This window comes from Cellulomonas septica (assembly GCF_012396155.1).
In the GTDB taxonomy this organism is placed as follows: domain Bacteria; phylum Actinomycetota; class Actinomycetes; order Actinomycetales; family Cellulomonadaceae; genus Cellulomonas; species Cellulomonas septica.
On the sequence record NZ_JAAXOY010000002.1, the window covers coordinates 36,031 to 59,867 of the forward strand.

Sequence of the window (23,837 nt, forward strand, 5' to 3'; positions counted from 1 at the left end):
TCGGGACGGACGGCGGCCGGTCGCTCGACTCCTCACGCGCCCGGCCGGAACACGGCGCGGACGCACCCGTCCTCCTTCTCCTTGAACATCCGGTACCCCTTGGGTCCGTCGTCGAGCGACATCACGTGCGTCGCGAGGTGCTCGGTCCTGACCTCGTCGCGGCTCATGCGCTCGAGGATCTCGGGGATGTACCGGTGACCGTGCTGCTGCGCGCCCTTGAGCGTCAGCGCCTTGTTCATCACGGCGCCGAGGGGGAACTTGTCTACCAGCCCGGCGAAGACGCCGAGCGTGAACACCGTCCCGCCCTTGCGGCACGCGTAGACCGCCTCCCGTACCGCGGCCGGACGGTCGGTCTGCAGCCGCATCTGCTGCTTGATCTGGTCGTAGACGTACTGCGGGCCCGGCGTGTGGGCCTCCATCCCGACCGCCTCGATGCAGACGTCCGGCCCGCGCCCGCCGGTCATCTCGCGGAGCGCGGCCGGGACCTCGACCTTCTCGTAGTTCAGCGTCTCCGCGCCGACGTGCGTGCGGGCCTGCCCGAGCCGGTTCTCGAAGCGGTCGATGACGACGACCTGCTCCGCGCCCATGAGCATGGAGGCGCGCGCCGCCATCTGGCCGACGCCGCCCGCACCCCACACGGCCACGACGTCGCCCGGCTGGACGCCCGCCTGGTGCGCACCGGTCCAGCCCGTCGGCGCGGCGTCGGAGGCGAACAGCGCCCGCTCGTCGGAGATGCCGTCCGGGATCGCGAAGGCGCCCTGGTCGGCGTACGGCACGCGGATGTAGGGCGCGTGGCTGCCGGCCCAGCCGCCCATCGCGTGCGAGTACCCGTAGCACCCGCCGATGGACTGGCCCCACAGCGCCTCGGTGATCCCCGGGTTGGGGTTGCCGTTGTCGCACAGCGACCACAGCCCCTGCCGGCAGTACCAGCACTGCCCGCAGCTCGTGAAGGAGACGACGACGACCCGGTCGCCCACCCGGTGCTTGGTCACCGCGGGGCCGACCTCGGCGACCGTGCCCATGAACTCGTGCCCGAGCACGTCGCCCGACCGCATCGCCGGGATGTAGCCGCCGACGAGGTGCAGGTCCGAGCCGCAGGTCGCGCTGAGCCCGACCTCGAGGATGAGGTCGTGGTCGTTGAGGATCCTCGGCTCGGGGACGTCCTCGACGCCGATCTCGTTGACCCCGCGCCACGTCACGGCCTTCATCGCACACCTGCCTTCGGCGCGACCTTCGTCCAGGCCTCGAGCAGCGCGCCTCCGGGCGTCGCCTTCCGCTTGCCGTGCGGTACCGGATCCACCGTCAGCACCTCCCCGACCTCGATGAGCTGCTTCGTCCTGCGCAGGGCCGAGCGAAGGTCGGCTTGCGGGTCGCTCCCGGCGAGCCGGCTGAGGCCGCTGGTCGACGACTGCCGACCGCGCTGACGCGCCGCCAGCTCCGTGCCCTTGCCGCCCGCGGCCGGACGGACGCGCACCTCGACCGTCCCGTCGAGCTCGGCCAGCGGGGCCGGAAGGACCTCGACGTCGACGTCGGACGCGTCGCGGTAGACGGTGACCACCAGCCAGCCCGACCCGCCGCCCGTACCGGACGGGCGGCGGGTCGACCGGTCGAAGGCCGACCGCACGAGCCGCACCACCCCGCCGACGCCGCGTGCCGCGAGGGACGCGATGCTGCCGACGACGGAGCTCATGACGCCCCTCCGGCACCGGCCGGCTGGGCGGCGCGGGCGAACTCCTGCACGATGCGCTCGCAGAAGGCCGGCAGGTCGTCGGGCGACCGGCTGGTCGTGAGGTTGCCGTCCGTGACGACCTCCTCGTCGACCACCTCGGCACCGGCGTTGCGCAGGTCGGTGCGCACGCTCGGCCACGACGTCAGGCGGCGGCCGCGCGCGACGTCCGCCTCGACGAGGTTCCACGGTCCGTGGCAGATCGACGCGACGGGCTAGCCCGACGTGACGAAGTCCCGGACGAACCGCACGGCCGCGGGTTCCATCCGCAGCTTGTCCGGGTTCACCGTCCCTCCGGGCAGGAGTAGCGCGTCGAAGTCGTCGACCGACACCTGTCCGACGAGCTCGTCGACCGGGAAGGTGCCCGCGTCCTTCAGGTCGTTCTCGCGGGCCTGGATCTCCCCGGCCGCGAGCGAGACGACGACCGTCTCCGCGCCGGCGTCGTCGAGCGCCTGCCGTGGCTGCTCGAGCTCGACCCGCTCCACCCCGTCGGCCGCCAGGATGGCGACCCGACGTCCGTCCAGCGCGCCGGCCATGTCAGGCCGCCTCGCCGGGGTGCAGCACGACCTTGGTCCAGCCGTCGTCCCGCTTGTCGAAGTGCTCGTACGCCTCCGGCGCCTGGTCGAGCGGCAGCTCGTGGCTCACGATGAACGACGGCTCGGCCTTGCCGCCGGCGATGAGGTCCCGCAGCTGGCGGTTGTACTTCTTGACGGGTGCCTGGCCGGTCCCGATGTGCTGGCCCTTGAACCAGAGGAGCCCGTAGTCGAGCGCGAGCTTGCCCTGCTTCGCGAGGTCGTCCGCGGCGCCCGGGTCCTGCGGCACGAAGACGCCGACGTTCCCGATCCGGCCCGTGAACCGCACGGACGCGACCAGCCGGTTCATCGTGAGGCTGGCGACCTCGTCACCGTCGGGCTCGTGCGCCTGGTACCCCACGCACTCGCACCCGTTGTCGGCGCCCAGCCCCATCGTCTCGTCGAGGACGGCATGCACCGGGTCGACCTTGGAGTCGTCGATCGCGATCGCCCCGATGGACTCGGCCAGCCGCAGCCGGTCCGGCTGCCGGTCGACGACCATGACCTTGCCCGCGCCGCGGATCGTCGCCGAGAGCGCCGCCATCAGGCCGACAGGGCCGGCGCCGTAGATGACCGTCTGGTCGCCGGGCTTGACGCCCGCGAGCTCGGTCGCGTGGTACCCGGTGGGGAAGATGTCGGCGAGCATCACGTAGTCGGTCTGGCGTTCCTCGGCGTCCTCGCCGAGCCGCAGACAGTTGAAGTCGCCCCACGGCACCCGCAGCAGTTCCGCCTGCCCGCCGCCGTACGGTCCCATGTCCGCGAAGCCGTACGCCGCCCCGGCCATCTGCGGCTCGGGCTGCGCCTTGAGGCAGTAGTTCGTCAGCTGCTGCTCGCAGTTCTTGCAGTGCCCGCACGCGATGTTGAACGGCAGCACGACCCAGTCGCCCACCTGGACCTTGTCGACGCCGTCGCCGACCTCGACCACCTGTCCCATGTTCTCGTGCCCGAACCAGCGGCCCGGTTCGAAGTCCGTCCTGCCCTCGTACATGTGCAGGTCGGAGCCGCAGATGTTCGCCGAGGTGATCCGCACCAGGACGTCGGTCGGACGTTCGATCCGCGCGTCGGGCACGTCCTTGACGCTGACCTGCCGGGGACCCTCGTAGACGACTGCCTTCATGATGCCTCCTCGTCATGACGCGCCCGCGCGGGCGGGTGCGGCCCAGACCGTCATTGCACCCACGCGCGGGAGCCGCGCGGTATCGGCAGACATGCCCATACGGGCGTCGAGTGCGGTGCGCGATGACTCCGCCGCCCACGCCGTGCGGTCGATGGCACCGCCCTGATAGCGCTTCCAAGCCGAACGGACGCACGATCGTCACGACCGGCCGGTGCTGCCACGGGCGGTCGGCGGCCACGTGTGCGGCGCTCTTTGCCGACGAATTTACTCTGGCTGATCTGCGGATACGCACCGCTGTCGGCGGACGGGCGCCGAAGCCGCTTGTTTGAGAGCTCACGATCGCTTACGTTGATAGCGCTATCAACGACCGACGGGCAGCGACGCCCGGGGTGGGAGAACCGACATGGCGCACAGTGGCGCGATCGCCCTCGATGTCACCGGGCTCGTCAAGAGCTACCCGGGTGTCCAGGCGCTGCGCGGGGTGGACCTGCAGGTCGCCAAGGGCGAGATCGTCGCGCTCTGCGGCGCGAACGGAGCGGGCAAGTCGACGCTCGTGAAGATCCTCTCCGGTGCGGAGCAGCCGGACGGCGGCCGCGTCGTCGTCCGCGGCGCCGAGCAGCGGCTGCCCAGCCCGCACGCCGCGCGGGAGGCCGGGATCTGCACGATCTACCAGGAGATGAGCCTGGTGCCGCAGATGACGGTGCTCGACAACATCTTCCTCGACGACTTCCGTTCGGGGCTCGTGGTCACGCGCAAGGGGCTCGAGGAGAAGGCGCGGCGGCTGCTGGACCGGCTGGGTGCCGACATCGACGTCCACGCGACGGTGGCGACCCTGACGATGGCGGAGCAGCAGCTCGTCGAGATCGCGAAGGCCCTCAAGAGCGAGCCGGCGGTGCTCCTGCTCGACGAGCCGACGACCACGCTGCCGCCGAACGACGTCGACGCGTTGCTCGACGTCATGCGCGACCTCGCGAGCCAGGGCGTGGGGCTGATCTTCGTCTCGCACCGCCTCGACGAGGTCACCGCGGTGTGCGACTCGGTCCGGGTGCTGCGGGACGGGCAGAGCGTCGCGCGCTTCGACCACGTGCCGCCGCACCACGACATCGTCCGGGCGATGGTGGGGGAGCGCTACGAGCACTCGCTCGCCGCCGCGGCCGCGGACGGTGCCGAGGGCAGGATCGGCGGCCTCGCGCAGGACGAGGTCCTGCTCGAGGTGGACGGGCTGACCGACGGCTCGCGGCTCCTGCCGGTCTCCTTCCGCGTGAGGTCAGGCGAGGTCGTGGGGATCACCGGGTTGCTCGGGGCGGGGCAGAACGAGCTCGCGGAGTGCATCTTCGGCACGCGTCCCGTGACCGGCGGCTCCACGAGGGTGGGGGGACGGCTCGTGCCGCCGGGCAGCCCGCGGCGCGCCATCGCGCTCGGCCTGGGGCTCATCCCCGAGGACCGCAAGACCCAGGGTCTGGTGCTCGACATGAGCGCGATGAAGAACATCACGCTCGCGTCGATCCGGAAGTTCAGCCGGCTGAGCGTGCTGCGGGGGAGGGCCGAGGCCCAGCACGCGCAGCACTACGTCGACGAGCTGCGCATCAAGTGCAGCTCGGTCCACCAGACCGTGCGGACGATGAGCGGCGGCAACCAGCAGAAGGTGCTGCTCGCGCGCTGGCTCACGCGGCAGAGCAAGGTCCTCCTCCTCGCGGAGCCGACGCGCGGCGTCGACGTCGCCGCCAAGGAGGAGATCTACCGACTGATCCGCGGGCACCTGCGCCGCGGTGGTGGCGCGGTCGTCGTCACGTCCGAGGTGTCCGAGGCCGCGCTGTGCGACCGCGTCCTCGTCCTGTCGAGCGGTCGCGTCGTGGCCGAGCTCGACCACTCGCAGATCCAGTCCGACCACGACGGCTTCCTCGCGCACCTGCGCTGAGCGCCGCACACCGATCCGGAGACAACGATGTCGACAACGCTCAGCCCCCAGTCCGGGACCACCCAGCGCGAGCGGCCGGCGCCCGCCCGACGGCGGTTCAAGCCGGGCCCGCAGCTCTACCTGGTGCTCGTGTTCGTGGCCGTCGCGGCCGTGGGCGCCCTGACCTCGCCGTACTTCTTCACCGCCCGCAACCTCGAGAACATCGTGGTCGCCGCCTCGGTGGTCGCCGTCCTCGGGGTCGCGCAGTTCATCGTCGTCGTCACGCGGGGCATCGACCTGTCGGTCGGGTCGATCGCGGCGCTGTCCACGGTCATCGCGGCCGTGCTGCTGCGGCAGGGCGCAGGCGTCGTGCCGACGATCCTGCTGGCGCTGCTCAGCTGCGCCGCCGCCGGCCTGATCAACGGCCTGCTGGTCGTCTACGCCCGCATCACCCCGTTCGTCACGACGCTCGCCATGATGTCGATCGCCCGCGGTGTCGCGTTCATCGTCCAGGTGGGCACCCTGATCGTCATCAGCAACCAGCAGTTCCTCCAGCTCTTCGGCGGCTACACGGGACGCGTGCCGAACGCGGTCGTCATCGCCGTGGTGGTCACGCTCGTCGCGGCGTTCGTGATGAAGTTCAGCCCGCTGGGCCGCCGGCTGTACGCGCTGGGTGGCAACCCGGAAGCCGCGCGCCTGTCGGGGCTGCCCGTCGAGCGCGACACGGTGATGGCGTACGTGACCTCGGGTCTGCTCGCCGGGCTCGCCGGGCTCATGCTGGCCGGACGCCTGCAGCAGGGCAGCTCGCTCGTCGGCCAGGGCTACGAGCTGGACTCGATCGCCGCGGCGGTCGTCGGCGGGACGTCGCTCTTCGGCGGCACCGGCGACCCCATCAGCACCGTCCTGGGTGCCCTGATCATCGGGATGATCGGCAACATCATGAACCTGGTCGGCATCCAGTCGGAGCCGCAGCTGGTCATCCGCGGTCTCGTCATCCTCCTCGCGGTCTTCCTCACCTCCGGTGCCGGGATCCAGCGGATCCGTCACGGCCTCGGCCGGATCCGCCGTCGCCGCGTCGCGCCGGTCACCGACGGCACCGCCGGTTCGGGTGAGGACTCGCCCACGGTGCCGACGCCCCCGAAGGCCTGACGCCCGCCGCTCCCCTCGAGCCGCCTCCAGCGTCTCGCGCTCCCCACGACGCCCGCTCCGCGCGGGCAGCAGAAGCACGACCCTCCACGCCCCGAGCGCTGCTCGGGCGACCCCGAAAAGGACGGACCATGCAGCAGCACGCAACGGTGCGACTCGCCGCCATGAGCCTCGGCGCCCTCCTCGTCGGCACCGCCTGCACGGGCCCCGGCGGCAGCACGGCCGCCGGACCCGCAGGCGCCGCCGCCGACGGCGACACCATCACGATCGGCTTCTCCCAGCGCCGGCTCGCCGGCAGCGACTGGTGGGCGACCCTGCTCCAGGGGGCGAAGGACAAGGCCGCCGAGATGGGTGCGACGGTGATCGTCACGGACGCCGGCGGCGACACCGTCAAGCAGAACTCCGACGTCCAGACGCTGCTCACCAAGGGTGCCGACGTCGTCATCCTCAACCCGCAGGACCCCACCGGCGTCGCCCCGGCGGTCGCCGCGACCACGCAGGCCCGCGTCCCCCTCGTGGTCGTCAACGGCAACCTCTCCGACGAGCTCGCGCAGCAGCAGTTCTGCTACGTCGCCGAGAACCAGCCCGAGGTCGCCGCACGGATGGGCTCCGCGATCGCCGAGGTCGCGAAGACCCGGTTCGCCGACCAGGAGACCGTCAAGGCCGTCGTCATCGGCGGGTACTCCGGCGAGACGATCACCGAGCAGCGGGGCGGGGGCGTCGTCGACGGCTACGCCAGCGTCGAGGGCGCACCCGAGATCGAGTACCTGCCGATGCGCTACGGCGAGTGGCTGCCCGACCGGGCGCTGCCGCCCATGCGGGACATCGCCACCGCGAACCCCGACCTCGACATCGTGTTCAGCCTCAGCGACGTCATGCTCCCGGGCATCGAGCAGGGGCTCAAGGACGCCGGGATCCTCGACCAGGTCGTCATCGGCACCTACGACGGCCAGATGGCCGTGCTCAAGTCGATGATCGACGACCCCGACGGGCCCGTGCAGGCCGACGCCTCCAACGAGCCGTACCAGCAGGGCCAGGTCGCCGTCGAGAAGGCGATCGAGGCCGCCCAGGGCAAGACCCAGGACGAGGTCTGCCCCGGCGGCAACCACTGGATCGACACCTTCCTGGCCACACCCCAGAACGCGTCCGAGCTCTACGACCCGGCCCGCACCTTCTGATGCCGCGTCTCCCTGACGCCGCGTCTTCGCACACCGCACACCGCACCACACCAAGGAGTCACCTCATGATCGAGCCCTACGCCGTCGTCGCCGTCTCCCCGCGCACGTTCGCGGTCAAGGAGGCGGGGGACGGAGTGAAGAACGTCCGCCGCATCAACGAGTTCATCGACACCGCCGTCATGGTCGGCAACTGGGAGGGGGCGCGGGTCCGCCTGGTCGTCATCCCGGAGATGGCCATCCAGGGCATGATCGCGAACACCCCGGGCAACCGCGCGAAGGAGAAGGAGTTCGCGGTCACCATCCCCGGTCCGGAGACGGACGAGCTCGCCAAGAAGGCGCAGCAGCTCGACACCTACATCGCCGCCGAGCTCTACATGGTGTCCGACCCGGACTTCCCCGACCGCTACTTCAACGTCGCGTTCATCATCGACCCGTCCGGCGAGATCGTGTACAAGCGCTACAAGGCCACGAGCGACGCCTACGAGGGCGGGATGCTCGGGAACATGAACCCGCACGACGTGTGGGACGAGTTCGTCGCGAAGAAGGCGAACGGCAACGTGATGGACGCGATCTTCCCGGTCGCGAAGACGGAGATCGGGAACATCGGGATCGCGATCTGCCACGAGGGCGTCTACCCGGAGATCGCCCGCGGCCTCGCGATGAACGGTGCGGAGATCATCATCCGCCCGACGCTCATCGAGCCCGCGGTGCAGAACGGCATGTGGGAGCTGCAGAACCGCGCCCACGCGATGTTCAACTCCGCGTACGTCGTGGCCCCGAACCTGGGCCCCGAGTACCGCGAGGACGGCGGGGTGCAGGACCTCTTCGGCGGGCAGTCGATGATCGTCGGCCCGCGTGGGCAGATCCTCACGCAGCAGCGCGGGTGGACCACGGGCGACTCGTTCGTCACCACCACCCTCGACATCGAGGCGCTGCGCAAGGCTCGCGTCGCGAACGGTCTCTACAACCAGTTCAAGGACCTGCGCACCGAGCAGTACCGGGCGATCTACGACCTGCCCATCTACCCGAAGAACCAGTACCTCGACGCCCCGCCGGCCGAGGCGTGGCTCGCGCGCGAGGACGCGACGCGCGCGCGCAACATCGAGACGCTGATCGAGCGCGGCGTCCTGACGCCGCCGTCCGGCTACGACCGCGTGTCGACCCAGCGCTGACGCACAGCGCAGCCGTGGGCCCGGGCACTCTCCGGGCCCACGGCGCCTCCCCACCCTCCGACCTCGAGCGAGGTGATCCCCGTGTCCGACCGTTCTCTGCTCAACGACGCCGTCCTCGGCCGCGGGGACCACGCCCGGCTGGTCCTCGGTCGCGACCACGACGTCGTCGACGTGGCGGTGCGCTGATGGCCGCGGGTGGCGGCGCCACGCGGCCGGCACGCATGACGGACGTCGCGCGACTGGCCGGTGTCTCCGTGCAGACCGTGTCGCGCGTCGTCAACGACCACCCGAACGTCGCGCCGCAGGTGCGCGAGCGCGTCCGGACGGCGATGCACCAGCTCCGGTACCGGCGCAACCGCGCGGCACGGTCGCTCGCGACCCAGCGCAGCATGAGCATCGGGGTCGTCTGCTACGGCCTCGCACAGCACGGCCCCTCGGAGGCGCTCACCGGCATCGTGGCCTCGGCGCGCGAGGCCGGCTACACGACGAACCTGGTCGCCGTCGGCACGCTCGACGCCGCCTCGCTGCGCGCGGCCCTGGCGTACCTCGCCGACGACCGCGTCGACGGCATCGTCCTGCTCGCGCCGGTCGAGGCGGCCGCACGCGCCACCCGCGGCCTGCCCTCCGACGTCCCGGTCGTCGTCTTCGAGCCCGGCGGCACCCCCGGACCCACGACGTTCGCCGCCGACGAGGCGCTCGGTGCGCGCATGGCGACCGAGCACCTGCTGCGTCTCGGGCACACGAGCGTGCTGCACCTGTCCGGACCCGTCGGCTGGCTCGCGACGGAGGCGCGGGCCCGCGGGTGGCGTGAGGCGCTGGACACGGCGGGTGCGCCGGCCGCGGACCCGATCCCCACCCGGTGGGACGCCGCGTCCGGGTTCGCGGCCGCGGGCACCGTCGCGACGCGCGCCGACGTCACGGCCGTGTTCGTCGCCAACGACCAGACCGCGCTCGGCCTCGTGCGTGGCCTGCACGACCACGGTGTGCGGGTGCCGGCCGACGTCGCGGTGGTCGGGTTCGACGACCACCCCCAGTCCGCCTACTTCCACCCGGCGCTGACGACCGTCCGGGTCGACTTCCCCGCCCTCGGGCGGCTCGCGGTGACGAAGGTGCTGGCCCTCGTCGCCGGCGGCACCGCCGCCGGGCTCCCCGCCGACGCCCCCGTCGTCCCCGAGCTCCTCGTCCGGGAGAGCTGCGGACCCCCGCCCGCGCGACCGCGCGAGCACCCCCTGACCTGAGCACCACCCGACCTGAGCACGACCCCGACACAGAGGTGAAGACCATGGACATCCGCGAGCTGGGCACCACGGGACTGCGCGTGCCGTCCGTGTGCGTGGGCACGAGCGCACTGGGCAGCTTCCCGGCGCAGTACGGCTACGAGGTGGACGAGCAGACCGCGGTCGCGACCGTGCTCGCCGCGCTCGACAGCCCGTTCCGGTTCATCGACACGTCGAACGAGTACGGCGGCGGCGCGAGCGAGCGCCGCATCGGAGCGGCCGTCGCGGCCCGGGGCGGGCTGCCGGCGGACGCGCTCGTCGCGACGAAGGTGGACCCCGTCCCGGGGACGACCGACTTCTCCGGCGACCGCGTGCGCCGCTCGGTGGAGGAGAGCCGCGAACGCCTCGGCCTCGACGTGCTGCCGCTGGTCTACCTGCACGACCCGGAGAAGATCACGTTCGACGAGGCGACGGCGCCGGGCGGCCCGGTCGAGGCGCTCTGCGAGCTGAGGGACCAGGGCGTCATCCGCCACCTCGGCGTCGCCGGCGGCCCCATCGACCTCGAGCTCGCGTACGTGCGGACCGGGGAGTTCGAGGTGGTCCTCAGCCACAACCGGTACACGCTCGTCGACTCGTCGGCGGAGCCGCTGATCGAGGAGGCTGCACGGCGCGGGGTCGGCTTCGTCAACGCCGCGCCCTTCGGCGGCGGGATGCTCGTGCGCGGACCCGACGCCGTCCCCACCTACTGCTACGCGCCGGCCGGCCCCGACGTGCTCGACCGGGTGCGACGCATGCAGGCCCTGTGCGCCGAGCACGAGGTGCCGCTCGCCGCCGCCGCCCTGCAGTTCTCGACGCGCGACTCCCGGGTCGCGTCGACCGTCGTCGGGATGTCCAGCCCCGACCGCCTCGAGCAGACCCGTCGCCTGCTCGAGCACCCCGTGCCCGACTCGCTGTGGGAGGCGTTGGAGCCTCTCGTCCGCGAGGGCCGCGCGGGCTTCGCCCCCGCACTTCCCCTGGAGGTCTGACTGTGATCCGCAAGACCAACCCCGAGCCCGTCGACGTCGTCATCATCGGTGCGGGCGCCGGCGGCGCGACCGCCGCGAAGGTGCTCACCGAGGCCGGCCTGAAGGTCGTGGGCCTCGAGCGCGGCCCGTGGCTCAAGCCCGAGCACGCGTCCGGCGACGAGCTCAAGATCCTCAACCGCAACTACATCTGGCAGGACCCGACGCTCAAGCCGCGCACCGTCCGCGCGAACGAGAACGAGAAGGCGGTCATCAAGAACTTCTCGGCGACGCCGCAGGTCGTGGGCGGTGGCACCACGCACTGGGGCGGGATGGTGCCCCGCATGGCGGAGAGCGACTTCAAGCTGCGGTCGCTGCATGGCGACGTCGAGGGGGCGAGCCTCGTCGACTGGCCGATCACCTACGCCGACCTCGAGCCGTACTACACGAAGGTCGAGTGGGAGTTCGGCACCTCCGGGCTGGCCGGTGCGAACAAGTGGGAGGCCTGGCGCAGCCGCGGCTACCCGACCAAGCCCGCGCCGCTCAGCCAGATCGGCCGCAAGTTCGCGACCGGGATGGACCGCCTGGGCCACAGCTCGTTCCCCATGCCGCAGGGCATGGTCACCGAGCCGTACCGGGGCCGGCAGCCGTACAGCGAGAACGGCTTCTGGCAGCAGTACCCGGACCCGGGCACCGGCAAGTCGTCGACCCTCATCTCGTTCATCCCGGACGCGATCGCGACCGGGAGGTACGACCTGCGGTCCGACTGCCTCGTGCGGGAGATCCTCATCGGCAAGGACGGCCGGGCGACCGGCGTCCTGTACGAGGACGAGGACGGCACCGAGTACGTCCAGGAGGCCAAGGCCGTCATCCTGAGCGCCGGCGGCATCGAGACCCCGCGGCTGCTGCTCATGTCGACGTCGAACCGGTTCCCCGACGGGCTCGCGAACTCCAGCGGGCAGGTCGGCCGCAACGCGACCTTCCACCAGTACTCGTTCGCGGTCGGGCTCTTCGACCAGGAGCTGCACGACCCGTTGTTCGGGTGGTCCGGGCACTACATGAACGGCTGCTCGTTCGACTTCTACGAGACCGACGAGAGCCGCGGGCACATCCTCGGGTCGCTCATCTTCCCGTCGATGCTCGGTCACCCCGTCAACTGGACCTTCCCGGGCCGGCCGACGTGGGGGGCGGCGGCCAAGGACGCGGACCGCGACTTCTTCAACCACTCGATGAAGATCGGCGTGCTGCTGCACGACCTGCCGGTCGAGTCCAACCGCGTCGACCTCGACCCCGACGTCAAGGACGCGTGGGGGATGCCGGCCGCGCGCATCACGCACACCCCGCACGCCAACGACTTCGCCCAGGAGCGCTGGCAGGTGGCCAAGAACGGGGAGATCCTCGAGGCCGCCGGTGCGAGCCGCGTCATCCCGGTGAACATGGAGCGCATCAAAGGGAACACGTCGCACGAGCTCGGCACCGCCCGGATGGGGAACGACCCGGCGACCTCGGTGGTCGACAAGTGGTGCCGCACGCACGACGTGCCGAACCTCTACATCTTCGACGCGAGCTTCTTCCCGACCGCGACCGGCATCAACCCCGCGCTGACGATCATGGCCAACACCTGGCGCTGCGCCGACCACCTGCTCACCGAGGACCGCCGCGGCTGGTCCTGAACGACACCCCGGAACGGAGACACACCATGGGACAGGCCGAATGGGCGACGCTGCCCATCAGCGCTGCGGCGGACGACGCGCCGCTGTTCTTCACCGAGCACGAGTGGGACACGGTCGAGGCCGCCACCGCGCGGATCATCCCGACCGACCGGCACCCGGGCGCCCGTGAGGCGAACGTCGTGCGGTTCATCGACCGGATGCTGTGCGGCACGACGTTCGTGTTCGCCTCCGCCGACGGCTCGGGCTTCCTGCAGATGACCGGCAAGGACGAGGAGTCGTGGGCCGCACGGATCCGCCGCCGCGGCGAGCTGTACCGGGAGGGGGTCCTCGAGCTCGACCGGCTGGCCAAGGAGATCGGCGGGGCCGAGTTCGTCGACTTGGGCGAGGACCAGCAGGACGCCGTCCTCGAGCGGTTGTCGGGGGAGCCGAAGCCGGGTCCGTTCCGGCTCAGCGCCGAGGCGACCGGCACGGGAGGCGCACCTGCGGGCAACCAGCCGGTCAACGAGGACTTCCTCGAGTTCTTCCCGCTGCTCGTCCTCAACACGCGCCAGGGCTTCTACGGCGACCCCGTCTACGGCGGCAACGTCGGGCGGATCGGCTGGGGCGTCATCGGCTTCGACGGCCCTCCGGACCTCAAGAGCACGACGGACGGCTCCTACACCACGACGCAGTACATGATCCCCGAGGCCACCTGGCCGTACGAGCGCCATCCCGCGGTGCTCCGGTACGGGCGCCGATGACCACCTCCGACCTTCCCCGGCGGCGCCGCGTCGACGCCGGGGAAGGTCGGTGCGCCCGGCTAGAGTCGTCCCGTGGTTGACGAGGCGCGGCCGGCGCGCATGGCCGACGTCGCGCGGCTGGCCGGAGTGTCCGTCCCGACCGTCTCCCGCGTCGTCAACGGGTACACGCACGTCACCCCGCACGTGCGTACGCGCGTCGAGGAGGCCATGGCGCAGCTGCGCTACCGCCCCAACGCGGCGGCCCGCGCGCTGGTGACCAACAAGTCGCGGCACATCGGCGTCATCACGTACGCGATGTCGGTGACGTCGCCCTCCCTCGCGCTGTTCGGCATCTCGGAGGAGGCGCGCACCTACGGCTACTCGACCAACCTCGTGACGCTCGACGACGTGAGCGCGCAGAGCATCCGGAACGCGCTCGCACACCTCGAGCGCGACGCGGTCGACGGCGTCGTCATGCTGGCCCCGATGGTCGAGGCGGCGACCGCCCTCGAGGGCCTCGACCTGCCGATGCCCGTGGTGTCTTTCGAGCAGGGGTCGACCGCGGGCCAGAACCGTTCGGTGACGCTCGACGAGGTGCTCGCCGGGCACCTCGCCACCCGCCATCTCCTGGACCTCGGCCACCGCACGGTCTGGCTCGTCCGCGGCCCTGACGGCTGGATGGCGACCGAGTCCCGCGAGGCGGGGTGGCGGCGTGAGCTGACCGTCGCCGGCCGCACCGTGCCGCCACCGGCGACGACCGCCGACTGGAGCGCCGAGTCCGGGTACCGCGCCGCGCAGCGGCTCGCCGCGGACCCCGAGGTCACCGCGATCCTCGTCTCCTCCGACTCGATGTGCCTGGGCGTCTACCGCGCACTGGAGGAGGCCGGGCGGCGGGTCCCCGACGACGTGTCCGTCGTGAGCTTCGACGACGCACCCGAGGCCCCGTACTACCTGCCCGCGCTCACGACCGTGCGGCTCGACTTCGCCGCCGCCGGGCGCGCCGCGCTGCGCAGGCTGCTGCAGGTGCTGGACGAGGACCCGACCGGTATCCAGGAACCACCCGCCCCCGTCCTCGTGGTCCGTGAGTCGTCAGGTGCGCCGCGGGCCTGACATCGAGCCGTCCAGGCGGTCGGCCCGGTTCTCCGAGGTCGTGCGCGGAGTCGATCTCCCACGACGACGCCCGGCAGCAGATCTCCGCGGCCGCCGTCACGTTCGTCAGCGGCCTCCAGCCGTCACGGTCGCCGGCGGGTCGTCGGACGTCGCCCGACGGCGGCGTCACTCGCCCGTCGGCTCGTCCTTGCGTCGGATCACGAGCAGCGGGTCAGGCCGTCCGACGACCTCGGCGTCCTTCCCGTCGTAGTCGAACTGGTTGAGGAAGAACCGCATCGCGTTGATCCGCGCCCGCTTCTTGTCGTTCGAGCGGATGATCGTCCACCGCGCGTGCCGCTTGTCCGTGCGGCGGAACATCTCCTCCTTGGCTGCCGTGTAGTCGTCCCACCGGTCCAGCGACGCCAGGTCCATGGGGGAGAGCTTCCAGCGCCGGACCGGGTCGAGCTGGCGGATCGCGAACCGGGTCCGCTGCTCGGTCCGCGACACCGAGAACCACAGCTTCGTGACGTGGGTGCCGGAGTCGACGAGCGCCTTCTCGAACCACGGCGCCTGACCCATGAACGTCTGGTACTCGTCCTCGGTGCAGAAGCCCATCACGCGTTCGACGCCCGCGCGGTTGTACCAGGACCGGTCGAACATGACGATCTCGCCGGCGGTCGGCAGGTGCTGCGTGTAGCGCTGGAAGTACCACTGGCCGCGCTCGCGGTCACTCGGCTTGCCGAGCGCGACGACGCGCGACGTGCGCGGGTTGAGGTGCTCGGTGAAGCGCTTGATGGTGCCGCCCTTCCCGGCGGCGTCGCGGCCCTCGAACAGGATGATCGCGCGCTTGTCGTTGTCCTCGAGCCAGTACTGGAACTTCAGCAGCTCGACCTGCAGGCGGTACTTCTCGAGCTCGTAGTCGTCGCGGTCCATGAGCTCCGGATACGGGTAGCCCTCGCGCCACGTGTAGACGGGGTTGCCCTGCGGGTCGATGAGGTCGGGGTCCGGCGTGTGGCCGTCCCGGACGGTGTAGCCGCTGTCGCGCAGGTACTCGATGTACTCACGCAGGTCGCGCGGCGGGTCGGCGACGGACATGGGGCGGCTCCTCGGTTCGTGCTGCGCGGGACGCCGACGGCGGCGCCTTCATCGAAGTCTGGTGTCCATCGGAGACGGGCGCGTGCCGCCTCGCCTCACGGGACGGGGAGCGCCTCGGGTTGCCGGTGGAGCGTGTGCAACCGGTCCACGATCAGGACACCACCGAGCACGGCGATCGCGAGCGCGACGGCGGCGACGACGTCCGTGAGGAAGTGGTACCCGAGGTAGAGGCGGCTGAGCGCCACCACCGAGGTGCCGAGGACGGTCAGCAGGCTCCAGGCCACGAGCCGCGGGACCGTCGGGTTGCGGCTGCACACGAGGTAGCCGGCGACCAGGAGGAACGTCGCCGTCCCGATGGTGTGCCCGGACGGGAACGACGCCGTCGTCTCCGCACCGGGCACGAACATGGTCTCCGCGGGCGGTCGTTCGCGTCCGACCAGGCCCTTGACCGCGAGGCTGATGATCGTCGAGGCGATCATCGCCCCGGCGAGGAGCAGGGGCCGCCACCACTCGCGGCGCACCAGGCCCCACACCACGCAGGCGACCAGCACGATGATCGGCAGGATCGTCGGGCCGGTGACGAACGTGATGGCGGCCAGGACGGACGTCCACCCGGCGCTGCGGTGGACGACCAGCCACTCCAGGACGGGCTGGTCGAGGTCCCACAGGTCGTCCTTCTCCTGGACGCCGTCGAGCACCGCGAGGAACACCCAGAGCCCGGCGACGACGAGGACGATCCCCGGCAGCAGCGCCCAGAGCACGGGTCGGGCGCGGAGCGCGGCGAACCACGAGGTCCTCGGCGGCGCGAGGGGAGGGTCGTCCGACATGGAGCGACGCTAACCGGGAGACGACGACCTCACGACCGCACGCGGTGGCGACGCTCCGAGGAGGACGACCGTCAGAGCACGGCGTCGCGGATGATCGGCGAGGTCATGCAGTGGCCACCGCCGCGTCCACGGCCCAGCTCGCCGCCGGCGATCTCGATCACCTCGACGCCCGCGGAGCGCAGCAGGGCGTTGGTCGCCGTGTTGCGGTCGTAGGTGAAGACGACCCCCGGCTCGAGGGCCACGGCGTTGTTCCCGGCGTCCCACTGCTGGCGCTCCGACTCGTAGCGGTCCCCGCCGGTCTGGATCTCGCACAGGTACGGCAGCCCCATCGCGGCGGCGACCACGTCGAGGAACGGGGTCGCGCCCATGTCGGTGATGTGGAGGCCCGCCGCGCCGTCGCCGGGCCGCAGGACGAACGCGTGGATGGCGTCGACGATCGGCGGGTGCACCAGCACGGTGTCGACGTCGACGAACGTCATGACCGTGTCCAGGTGCATGGCCGCCCGGAGCCGAGGCATCCCGGCCACGACCACCGACGTAGCCGCCCCCGCGGCGAAGAGCGCCTGCGCCACCTGGGTGACCGCCTGGCGGGACGTCCGCTCGCTCATGCCCATGAGCACGGTGCCGTTGCCCACGGGCATGATGTCGCCGCCCTCGAACGTGGCGTCGCCGTGGTCGGACTCCGGGTCGCCCCACCAGACGGTCGAGCCGACGAAGTCCGGGTGGAACGCGTAGACGGACTTCATGAGGAGCGTCTCGTCGTGCCGGGCGGGCCAGTACAGCGGGTTGAGGGTGACACCGCCGTACAACCAGCTCGTGGTGTCCCGGGTGAACAGCGCGTTCGGCACGGGCTTGAGCAGGTACTCGCGCAGGTCCGGCGAGTACTCCGCGAGGGTCCGGTACCCGGCGGGCAGGTCCGGCACGTCGGACGTCGCGAGACCGCCGAGGAGGTGCTCCGCGAGCCGCTCGGGCGCGAGGTCGTCGAGGTACGCGCGGGTGGCGTCGACCAGCCCCGCACCGACGGTCTCGGGCCTGATCTTGCGGTCCAGCAGCCAGTCACGGGCGCCCGGCACCGCCATCGTCCCCGCGAGGACGTCGTGCAGCTCGACGACGTCGACGCCGCGTGCCGTGAGCTCCGCGGTGAACGCGGCGTGGTCCTCGATGGCCCGGTCGACCCAGAGCACGTCGTCGAAGAGCAGGGCGTCGGAGTTCGTCGGGGTCAGGCGGCGGTGCGCGAGCCCCGGCCGACAGACGAGGACCTTGCGCAGGCGGCCGACCTCGGAGTGGACGCCGTAGGACGCCGACGGTGCGGGGGTGGGGACGCGGGTGTCGGCCGCGGCCGGGGCGGACGTGGTGGTCATGGGGGGATCTCCTTTGGTGGTGGGACGGGGTGAGGGGGACGGACGGGTCAGACCTGCACGGCGCCGGTCGCGAGCAGCCCGGCGCCGACGAGCGCGAGGGCGACCACGACCAGGAACGTCGCTCGGCCGGAGCGCGTGAGCGCGGGCTCGCCGCGCTCGCGGCGGGCGCGCAGGTACAGGAGCGTGCCGGGGGCGAGCAGCAGGCACGCGAGGAGCACGAACACGTAGCCGGCGGCCCAGACGAGGAACAGGGTGTAGACGGTCGAGACGGCTGCGACGACGATCTCGACGACCCGCGTCCGGGGGGCGACGTCGTCGTACCCGTCGCGGCGCACCGCGATCTTCAGCGCGTACGCGCTGGCCAGGGCGAAGGGTGCGAGCGCGAGCGCGGCGGTGAGGTCCAGGCTGAAGTCGAGCGCGTCGTCGACGAACTGGACCGCGAAGAGGATCGCCGTGACCAGGGCCGAGGTCCACAGCACGGCGTTCTGCGGGACGCCGCGGCCGTTGGTGCGCGCCAGGTGCCGCGGCATGTCCCGGTCCTTCGCGGCGGCGAAGAGGACGTCCGCCGCGAGCAGCTGCCACGCCAGGTACGCGCCGAGCACGGAGACGATGAGCCCGATCCGGATGAACGTGCCACCCCACGGCCCGACGGCCGCCTCGAGGACGCCGCCGATGGAGGGCTGCGCGAGCGCCGCGATCTCGGCGCGGGGCAGGATCCCGTACGCGAGGATCGAGATGCTCGCGAACAGCGCGAGCACCGAGGTGAACCCGAGGACGGTGGCCCGGCCGACGTCGCGGCGGCGACGGGCGTACCGCGAGTAGACGCTCGCCCCCTCGATGCCGAGGAAGACGAACACCGTGACGAGCATGGTGCCCTGGACCTGCGCGAACAGGGACGGGCCGCCCGGCAGGTCGTAGCCGCCGGTCAGGTTCCCGACGAACACGTCCATGTCGAAGTAGACGACGGCGAGCACGAGGAACAGCGCGAGCGGCACCAGCTTGGCGACGGTGACGACGGCGTTGATGCCGGTCGCCTGCTCGACGCCGCGACGGACGAGGAGGAAGAAGCCCCAGATCGCCGCGGTGGACAGGGCGAACGCGGGCCACGTGTCGCCCTCACCCAGGTACGGCGCCAGCCCCGGGAACAGCTGGGACAGCGTCGTCATGATGAGGACCCAGTAGAAGGCGTTGCCCGCACAGGCGGACGCCCAGAACCCGAACGCGGACAGGAACCCGGGGTAGTCGCCGAACCCCTCCCGGGCGTAGACGTAGACCCCGTTGTCGAGCGTCGGCTTGCGGATCGCGAGCTTCTGGAACACGAACGCGAGCGACAGCATCCCGAGGCCCGCGATCGTCCACGCGATGGCGGCGCCGTAGACGCCCGTCTGGGAGGCGAAGCGTGACGGGAGCTGGAAGACGCCGGCGCCGACCATCGACCCGACGACCATCGCGGTCAGCGCGGGGAGCGAGAGGGACGCGGCCCTCGAGGGTCGTCGTGCGGCGTCGGTCGGTGACGCCTGTCCCGGCGCGGTGGCGGTCGAGGTCATGGGGCACTCCGAGGATCGGGCGGGACGGCCCGACCTTCGCGGGCCCGCCATCGACCCTGCCTGCGTGCCACGGCGCGGCGTGCGACGTCTGCGTGGAAACCCGCACGTCCGGCCGGGGTACCCCGCGTGAGGGTGGTGCTCGGACGTCCCGCGCACGTGCGCCGGCCGGTGCGACCCCGGCCGGCGACGACCTCACCGGTCCGGGGTGAGCGTGAACGGGCGGTGGAAGGTCAGCCGGCCCCCGCCGTCAGGACCGGGACCGAGCGCCAGGGAGCCGCCGCGGTGCTCCAGGCGCTCGCGGTGGCGGTGCAGGCCGTGCAGCGGCGGGTCGGGCTGCGCGGGCCCCGTCCCGTCGTCGTCCACGACGGTCGTGAACACCCAGCGCTGAGGGTCGTCGGTGGGCTCGGCGTCCGCGCGGACCCGGACGGTGCGGGCGTGGCCGTGCTTGAGCGCGTTCGTGACGGCTTCCTCGACGGTGTAGATCACGACGAGCCGCTCCGCCATCGGCATGGGTGGCGCTCCACGTGCGGCCAGCCGCCGGTACGCGGGACCGAGCTCGATCGACGTCCGCACCTGCGGCGGCAGGCGCTGGAGGAGGAGCTGGATCGCCTCCTCGGTGCCGAGGTCCGCGCCCGACGGGAACACCGCGTGGCTGAGCGACCGCACGTCCTGCTCACGGATCTCCTCGAGCGCCTCTGCCCAGCCGCGGACGTCGGCGGCCCGGGCGCTCGCCCCCTCCGCGTCGAGCTGCTCGGCGAGCCGGTCGAGCCCGGCCGTCACGGCGACCAGGTGGTACTGCAGGGTCCCGTGCAGCTGGTCGAACACCAGCCGCCGCACGCGGATCTCCTCGTCCTGCAGCGCGTCCACGGCCTGCTGCGCCCGGCTCGCCTCCCGCTCCCGTCGGCGCGCCTCCGTCCGGGCGCGCCCGACGAGCGTGGCCGCGAAGAGCGCGGCGACGATGCCCACGACACCGGAGCAGAACCCCAGGAGCCCGATGCCGACGACGTACGTGGTGTCGACCGGGGTGCTGCCGACGGCCACGAGCGCCGCCATGCGGGGGACCGACGCGACGGCGGCGACGGCGGCCGACACGAGCACACGGCCCACCCAGCCGCGCCGCAGCACTCCGAGCGCGAGGGACCCGGCGAGGACCATGACGCCGAACGCCAGGTTGATGAGCAGGATGCCGACGCCGTCGGCGACCACACCGACCGCGCTGCGCTCGTGCTCGACCGCCTCGCGGAGGCCGCCCCACGCCGCCCACGCGCCGAGCGCCATGAGGGCGTACAGCGTGAAGTTGGTGGCGCCGACCACGATCGTCACCTGGCGCTGCTCGCGGTCCGCCCGCTCGGGACCGGGGGCGGGTGCGTCCGTCACGCCCGCCACGACCGCCCCGTCTGCTCGAGGAACGCGAGGACGGCGGCCACGCGACGGTTGTGGCCCGCGCCGTCGATGCCGAGCCGCTGGTAGACGGTCTTGAGGTGGCTCTCGACGGAGCGCTCGTTGATGCCGAGCCGCTCGCCGGCGGCGCTGTTCGACAGCCCCTCCGCGACGAGCCGGAGCACCCCGAACTGCGCGGGCGTCAGCTCGGAGACCGCCGTCCCGGGGCGCGGGGTCGAGCGCTGGACGAGGTACGGGTCGAGCACCACCTGCCCGTGCGCGGTCGCGACCACGGCGCGCACGAGGACGTCGCGCGCGAAGCTCGACCGCTTGGACAGGTAGCTCCAGGGACGGCTCGCCTGCTCCTGGACCGTCGTGAACAGGCCCATGACGTCCTCGCTGGAGAGCAGCATGATCGCGAGGCGCGGGTCCGCGCGCTGCAGCGTGACGCCGAGCGCGACCCCGTTGCCGTCGGGGAGGTTGACGTCCAGCAGTGCGACGTCGCACGACCCGGGTGTGAACACGAGCCTGGCCTCGGACACGCCCGGCACCGCGTGCACGACCCGGATCGACTCGTGCGCCGAGAGCGTCTGCTCGAGCATGGAGCGCATCAGCGCCTCGTCCTCGACGATGCCGACCCGGGTGATGGGTGTCACCACCATGGGGCCGATGCTAGGGCGGTGACGCGCGGGTCGCGCGCGTGTCGGGGGTGCGCGGCGTGCCCACCGTGACGGGCCGGGCTCCCGTCACGCGGCCAGCCGCGTGCGGGCCTGGTCACCGCCCGTCCTGCAGTGGTCGCGGACCCGGTCCATCGACCCGTCGAGCGCGCGGGTGAGGGCCACCGCCCGACGGAGGGTCGCCGCGACCCTGACGGGTCGGGCGCCGTGGTGACGGTAGGCGAGACGGTGCTCGAGGCACGCCCAGAGGTCCATGGCGACCGAGCGCAGCTGGATCTCGACGACGGCGCCGTCGCTCCCGTCGGCGCGGCGCACGGGAACCCGGACGATGAGGTGCAGGGCGCGGTACCCGCTGGGCTTGGGGTGCGCCACGTAGTCGCGCTCGTCGAGCAGCACGACACCGGGCAGCGCGACGACGGCGTCGCGGACGTCACGCAGGTCGGACGCGAAGGCGCAGACCAGGCGGAGGCCGGCCAGGTCGAGCATCTCGCGCCGCAGCCCGTCGTCGCAGAGGGGGATCCGCTTGCGTCGCGCCTTCGCGACGATCGACTCGGGGGCCTTCAGACGCCAGGACACGTGCTCGACGGGGTCGTGGCCGAGCCGGGCGCGGAGCCCCTGGCGGACGTCGTCGAGCTGCAGGACCACCTGCGCGAGCGCCGCGCGGTAGTCCTGCACGAGGCGTTCGAGGTCGACGCCTGCGTCGAGGGCGGGAGCGGGAGCTGCGGAGGTCGAGGGCATGGCCGGTCCTTCGGGTGGTCGACGGGACGCCTCGATTCCACGCCGAACTCGTCCCCGGGCGCCGCACGGTTGCGTGGAACCACGCACGAGTCGTCCGGAAGACGGGCAGGTGGTGGATCGGACCGGCCCGTCGGCGGCACGCGGACATGGGCCTGGTGGTCGTCGACGCGACCCGCCCCCGCGAGCCGACGCGGGAGGGGCGCGGCAGCATGGTGGCCGTGCACACGCGACAGCTCGGACCGTTCCACGTCAGCCCCGTCGGACTGGGCGCCATGCCCCTGTCCATGAACGCCGACAAGGCGTACCCGAGCGAGGCCGACGCGATCGCGACGATCCACGCCGCGCTCGACGCGGGCGTGACGCTGATCGACACCGCAGACATCTACGGCCCGTCGTGGGACGCGATGGGCCACAACGAGCGGCTGGTCGGCGAGGCGGTGCGCACGTGGGGCGGCGGCACGAGCGACGTCGTGATCGCGACCAAGGGCGGCATCACGCGCGGACCGGGGGAGTCGTGGGGGCGCGACGGCTCGCTCGCGTACCTCCAGGGTGCGGTCGAGAAGTCGTTGCGGAACCTCGGCGTCGAGGCGATCGACCTGTACCAGTACCACCGCCCGGACCGGTGGATGGTCTACGGCGAGGTGATGCAGAACCTCCAGGAGCTCCAGAAGCAGGGCAAGGTGCGGGCGCTGGGGATCTCGAACGCGAGCGTCGAGGAGATCGAGATCGCCGAGCAGGTGCTGGGCGAGGGCAACCTCGCGAGCGTCCAGAACGAGTTCTCGCCGCGGCACCCGGGCAGCTACGCGGAGCTGGTGCACTGCGACAGCCGCGGGATCGCCTTCCTGCCGTGGAGCCCGCTCGGCGGCACGGGCGGCGGTGCGCGGGCGGTCGGGGAGCGGTTCGCGGTCTTCGCCGAGCTCGCGGAGACGCACGGGGTCAGCCCGCAGCGCGTCGTGCTCGCCTGGGAGCTCGCGCTCAGCGACCGTCTCATCGCCATCCCGGGCGCGCGGCGCGCCGCGTCGATCCAGGACTCCGCCCAGGCGGCCGACCTCGTCCTCGCGAAGGACGAGGTCGCCCGCTGCTCGGAGGCGCTCGGCCTCGACGCGTGACGTCCGGACGTCAGGTCAGGGGCGTCAGCGTCCCCGCGACACCGCTGGGCAGCAGGAACCAGCCGATGAACTCGGCACCCTCGTCGGTCGCGTCGAAGCCGGCGATGCGCGCGTCGCCCGGCTCGTGGAACACGTCGCCCGCGCGGAGCCGCACGACGGGCCCGTCGCCGACCCGGAAGTCCACGGAGCCCGCCGTGACGATGCCGAACACCGGGCCGTTGTGCGTGTGCGGGCCCGCGACGAGCCCGGGCGCGAGCGTGATGCGGCGGACCTCGACGTGACCGGTCCGGAACTCCTGGGGGAGCTCGTGGTCGGCCAGCAGGACACGGGTGACGGGCGACTCGGTCATGCGACCATCATCGCAGGTCAGCGCATCGGCGGGACGGGTCGACGAGCGCCCGTCGGGGCAGGTCTCCGACGCGCGAGGTGCGCGCGGGCCGCGGGCTCGGCCGTCGTGGATCAGGGCGCCGACAGGTCGGTGAGGAGCGCGGGCAGCTCGTCGAGGAGCTCGCGCGCGAGGTAGCCGGTGCGCCCGACGCGGACCGCGAGGCGGTCGTCGGCGGTCGCGTGCAGGTGCGTGGCCCAGCAGGCGGCCT

General features: G+C 72.2%; 21 protein-coding genes and 2 pseudogenes. 10 read left to right on the forward strand and 13 right to left on the reverse strand.

Features of this window, described 5'->3' with window-relative positions:
• Positions 1-32: 32 nt before the first annotated feature.
• The 4 genes and pseudogenes from HGA02_RS00650 to HGA02_RS00665 all read right to left on the reverse strand — a co-directional run bounded on the left by HGA02_RS00650 (position 33) and on the right by HGA02_RS00665 (position 3,415).
• Positions 33-1,208 carry a zinc-dependent alcohol dehydrogenase gene (locus HGA02_RS00650; RefSeq protein WP_168676442.1) on the reverse strand — a complete coding sequence of 392 codons (1,176 nt, stop codon included), beginning with the start codon at positions 1,206-1,208 and terminating at the stop codon, positions 33-35.
• Positions 1,205-1,690: a hypothetical protein gene (locus tag HGA02_RS00655; RefSeq protein WP_168676444.1), complete on the reverse strand. Its 486-nt coding sequence runs from the start codon at positions 1,688-1,690 to the stop codon at positions 1,205-1,207. Before HGA02_RS00655 ends, HGA02_RS00650 begins: the two co-directional genes overlap by 4 nt.
• A pseudogene (locus HGA02_RS00660) lies at positions 1,687-2,262 on the reverse strand (type 1 glutamine amidotransferase domain-containing protein). The gene HGA02_RS00655 and the pseudogene HGA02_RS00660 overlap by 4 nt, the downstream one beginning before the upstream one ends.
• 1 nt (position 2,263) lies before the next feature.
• On the reverse strand, positions 2,264-3,415 hold the full coding sequence (locus HGA02_RS00665) for a glutathione-independent formaldehyde dehydrogenase (protein ID WP_168676446.1): 1,152 nt from the start codon (positions 3,413-3,415) through the stop codon (positions 2,264-2,266).
• A gap of 403 nt (positions 3,416-3,818) precedes the next feature.
• Here HGA02_RS00665 and HGA02_RS00670 point away from each other — a divergent pair, with 403 nt between their 5' ends.
• The 9 genes from HGA02_RS00670 to HGA02_RS00710 all read left to right on the forward strand — a co-directional run bounded on the left by HGA02_RS00670 (position 3,819) and on the right by HGA02_RS00710 (position 14,528).
• The gene (locus HGA02_RS00670; protein WP_168676448.1) at positions 3,819-5,333 is read left to right on the forward strand and encodes a sugar ABC transporter ATP-binding protein; all 1,515 of its coding nucleotides are present in this window, start codon (positions 3,819-3,821) and stop codon (positions 5,331-5,333) included.
• Positions 5,334-5,360: 27 nt separating this feature from the next.
• On the forward strand, positions 5,361-6,461 hold the full coding sequence (locus HGA02_RS00675; RefSeq protein WP_168676450.1) for an ABC transporter permease: 1,101 nt from the start codon (positions 5,361-5,363) through the stop codon (positions 6,459-6,461).
• Positions 6,462-6,589: 128 nt separating this feature from the next.
• Positions 6,590-7,636, forward strand: a complete 1,047-nt coding sequence (locus HGA02_RS00680; RefSeq protein ID WP_168676452.1) for a substrate-binding domain-containing protein — start codon at positions 6,590-6,592, stop codon at positions 7,634-7,636.
• 65 nt (positions 7,637-7,701) lie between these two features.
• A complete protein-coding gene (locus HGA02_RS00685; protein ID WP_168676455.1) occupies positions 7,702-8,808 on the forward strand; it encodes a nitrilase-related carbon-nitrogen hydrolase in 1,107 nt (368 codons plus the stop codon).
• Positions 8,809-9,029: 221 nt separating this feature from the next.
• Positions 9,030-10,046, forward strand: coding sequence for a LacI family DNA-binding transcriptional regulator (locus HGA02_RS00690; RefSeq protein ID WP_168676458.1), 1,017 nt, complete (start codon positions 9,030-9,032; stop codon positions 10,044-10,046).
• Between the two features lie 44 nt (positions 10,047-10,090).
• Positions 10,091-11,050, forward strand: a complete 960-nt coding sequence (locus HGA02_RS00695) for an aldo/keto reductase (protein WP_168676462.1) — start codon at positions 10,091-10,093, stop codon at positions 11,048-11,050.
• A 2-nt stretch (positions 11,051-11,052) separates the two neighbouring features.
• A complete protein-coding gene (locus HGA02_RS00700; protein ID WP_168676467.1) occupies positions 11,053-12,699 on the forward strand; it encodes a GMC oxidoreductase in 1,647 nt (548 codons plus the stop codon).
• Between the two features lie 26 nt (positions 12,700-12,725).
• On the forward strand, positions 12,726-13,439 hold the full coding sequence (locus HGA02_RS00705; protein ID WP_168676470.1) for a gluconate 2-dehydrogenase subunit 3 family protein: 714 nt from the start codon (positions 12,726-12,728) through the stop codon (positions 13,437-13,439).
• A gap of 72 nt (positions 13,440-13,511) precedes the next feature.
• Positions 13,512-14,528, forward strand: a complete 1,017-nt coding sequence (locus HGA02_RS00710) for a LacI family DNA-binding transcriptional regulator (RefSeq protein ID WP_343035179.1) — start codon at positions 13,512-13,514, stop codon at positions 14,526-14,528.
• A 165-nt stretch (positions 14,529-14,693) separates the two neighbouring features.
• Here the strand turns inward: HGA02_RS00710 and ppk2 are convergent, their stop codons facing one another.
• From ppk2 to HGA02_RS00745, 7 genes are all read right to left on the reverse strand, one after another.
• Positions 14,694-15,602, reverse strand: coding sequence for a polyphosphate kinase 2 (gene ppk2, locus HGA02_RS00715; protein WP_168676473.1), 909 nt, complete (start codon positions 15,600-15,602; stop codon positions 14,694-14,696).
• Between the two features lie 95 nt (positions 15,603-15,697).
• A complete protein-coding gene (locus HGA02_RS00720) occupies positions 15,698-16,429 on the reverse strand; it encodes a phosphatase PAP2 family protein (protein ID WP_168676476.1) in 732 nt (243 codons plus the stop codon).
• 71 nt (positions 16,430-16,500) lie between these two features.
• A complete protein-coding gene (locus tag HGA02_RS00725; protein WP_168676479.1) occupies positions 16,501-17,790 on the reverse strand; it encodes an arginine deiminase in 1,290 nt (429 codons plus the stop codon).
• A 47-nt stretch (positions 17,791-17,837) separates the two neighbouring features.
• On the reverse strand, positions 17,838-19,337 hold the full coding sequence (locus tag HGA02_RS00730; protein ID WP_168676482.1) for a basic amino acid/polyamine antiporter: 1,500 nt from the start codon (positions 19,335-19,337) through the stop codon (positions 17,838-17,840).
• A gap of 192 nt (positions 19,338-19,529) precedes the next feature.
• Positions 19,530-20,714 carry a sensor histidine kinase gene (locus HGA02_RS00735; protein WP_168676484.1) on the reverse strand — a complete coding sequence of 395 codons (1,185 nt, stop codon included), beginning with the start codon at positions 20,712-20,714 and terminating at the stop codon, positions 19,530-19,532.
• The gene (locus HGA02_RS00740) at positions 20,711-21,379 is read right to left on the reverse strand and encodes a response regulator transcription factor (RefSeq protein WP_210727986.1); all 669 of its coding nucleotides are present in this window, start codon (positions 21,377-21,379) and stop codon (positions 20,711-20,713) included. The genes HGA02_RS00735 and HGA02_RS00740 overlap by 4 nt, the downstream gene beginning before the upstream one ends.
• Positions 21,380-21,463: 84 nt before the next feature.
• A complete protein-coding gene (locus tag HGA02_RS00745) occupies positions 21,464-22,132 on the reverse strand; it encodes a GTP pyrophosphokinase (protein WP_168676486.1) in 669 nt (222 codons plus the stop codon).
• Positions 22,133-22,350: 218 nt separating this feature from the next.
• Between HGA02_RS00745 and HGA02_RS00750 the strand changes: the two genes are divergently transcribed.
• Positions 22,351-23,241, forward strand: a complete 891-nt coding sequence (locus HGA02_RS00750; RefSeq protein WP_168676488.1) for an aldo/keto reductase — start codon at positions 22,351-22,353, stop codon at positions 23,239-23,241.
• Positions 23,242-23,251: 10 nt separating this feature from the next.
• On the opposite strand, the gene HGA02_RS00755 is transcribed toward HGA02_RS00750, so the two are convergent.
• Both HGA02_RS00755 and HGA02_RS20665 read right to left on the reverse strand, forming a co-directional pair.
• Positions 23,252-23,590, reverse strand: a complete 339-nt coding sequence (locus HGA02_RS00755; protein ID WP_168676490.1) for a cupin domain-containing protein — start codon at positions 23,588-23,590, stop codon at positions 23,252-23,254.
• Between the two features lie 110 nt (positions 23,591-23,700).
• A pseudogene (locus HGA02_RS20665) lies at positions 23,701-23,837 on the reverse strand (NAD(P)H-hydrate dehydratase); the annotation flags it as partial.

What these genes read in the sequence shown, in the direction of transcription:
- HGA02_RS00650 (WP_168676442.1), bottom strand. Translation starts at nt 1,208, where the DNA reads ATGAAGGCCGTGACGTGGCGCGGGGTCAACGAGATCGGCGTCGAGGAC.
- HGA02_RS00655 (WP_168676444.1), bottom strand. Translation starts at nt 1,690, where the DNA reads ATGAGCTCCGTCGTCGGCAGCATCGCGTCCCTCGCGGCACGCGGCGTC.
- HGA02_RS00665 (WP_168676446.1), bottom strand. Translation starts at nt 3,415, where the DNA reads ATGAAGGCAGTCGTCTACGAGGGTCCCCGGCAGGTCAGCGTCAAGGAC.
- HGA02_RS00670 (WP_168676448.1), top strand. Translation starts at nt 3,819, where the DNA reads ATGGCGCACAGTGGCGCGATCGCCCTCGATGTCACCGGGCTCGTCAAG.
- HGA02_RS00675 (WP_168676450.1), top strand. Translation starts at nt 5,361, where the DNA reads ATGTCGACAACGCTCAGCCCCCAGTCCGGGACCACCCAGCGCGAGCGG.
- HGA02_RS00680 (WP_168676452.1), top strand. Translation starts at nt 6,590, where the DNA reads ATGCAGCAGCACGCAACGGTGCGACTCGCCGCCATGAGCCTCGGCGCC.
- HGA02_RS00685 (WP_168676455.1), top strand. Translation starts at nt 7,702, where the DNA reads ATGATCGAGCCCTACGCCGTCGTCGCCGTCTCCCCGCGCACGTTCGCG.
- HGA02_RS00690 (WP_168676458.1), top strand. Translation starts at nt 9,030, where the DNA reads ATGACGGACGTCGCGCGACTGGCCGGTGTCTCCGTGCAGACCGTGTCG.
- HGA02_RS00695 (WP_168676462.1), top strand. Translation starts at nt 10,091, where the DNA reads ATGGACATCCGCGAGCTGGGCACCACGGGACTGCGCGTGCCGTCCGTG.
- HGA02_RS00705 (WP_168676470.1), top strand. Translation starts at nt 12,726, where the DNA reads ATGGGACAGGCCGAATGGGCGACGCTGCCCATCAGCGCTGCGGCGGAC.
- ppk2 (WP_168676473.1), bottom strand. Translation starts at nt 15,602, where the DNA reads ATGTCCGTCGCCGACCCGCCGCGCGACCTGCGTGAGTACATCGAGTAC.
- HGA02_RS00720 (WP_168676476.1), bottom strand. Translation starts at nt 16,429, where the DNA reads ATGTCGGACGACCCTCCCCTCGCGCCGCCGAGGACCTCGTGGTTCGCC.
- HGA02_RS00725 (WP_168676479.1), bottom strand. Translation starts at nt 17,790, where the DNA reads ATGACCACCACGTCCGCCCCGGCCGCGGCCGACACCCGCGTCCCCACC.
- HGA02_RS00730 (WP_168676482.1), bottom strand. Translation starts at nt 19,337, where the DNA reads ATGACCTCGACCGCCACCGCGCCGGGACAGGCGTCACCGACCGACGCC.
- HGA02_RS00740 (WP_210727986.1), bottom strand. Translation starts at nt 21,379, where the DNA reads ATGGTGGTGACACCCATCACCCGGGTCGGCATCGTCGAGGACGAGGCG.
- HGA02_RS00745 (WP_168676486.1), bottom strand. Translation starts at nt 22,132, where the DNA reads ATGCCCTCGACCTCCGCAGCTCCCGCTCCCGCCCTCGACGCAGGCGTC.
- HGA02_RS00755 (WP_168676490.1), bottom strand. Translation starts at nt 23,590, where the DNA reads ATGACCGAGTCGCCCGTCACCCGTGTCCTGCTGGCCGACCACGAGCTC.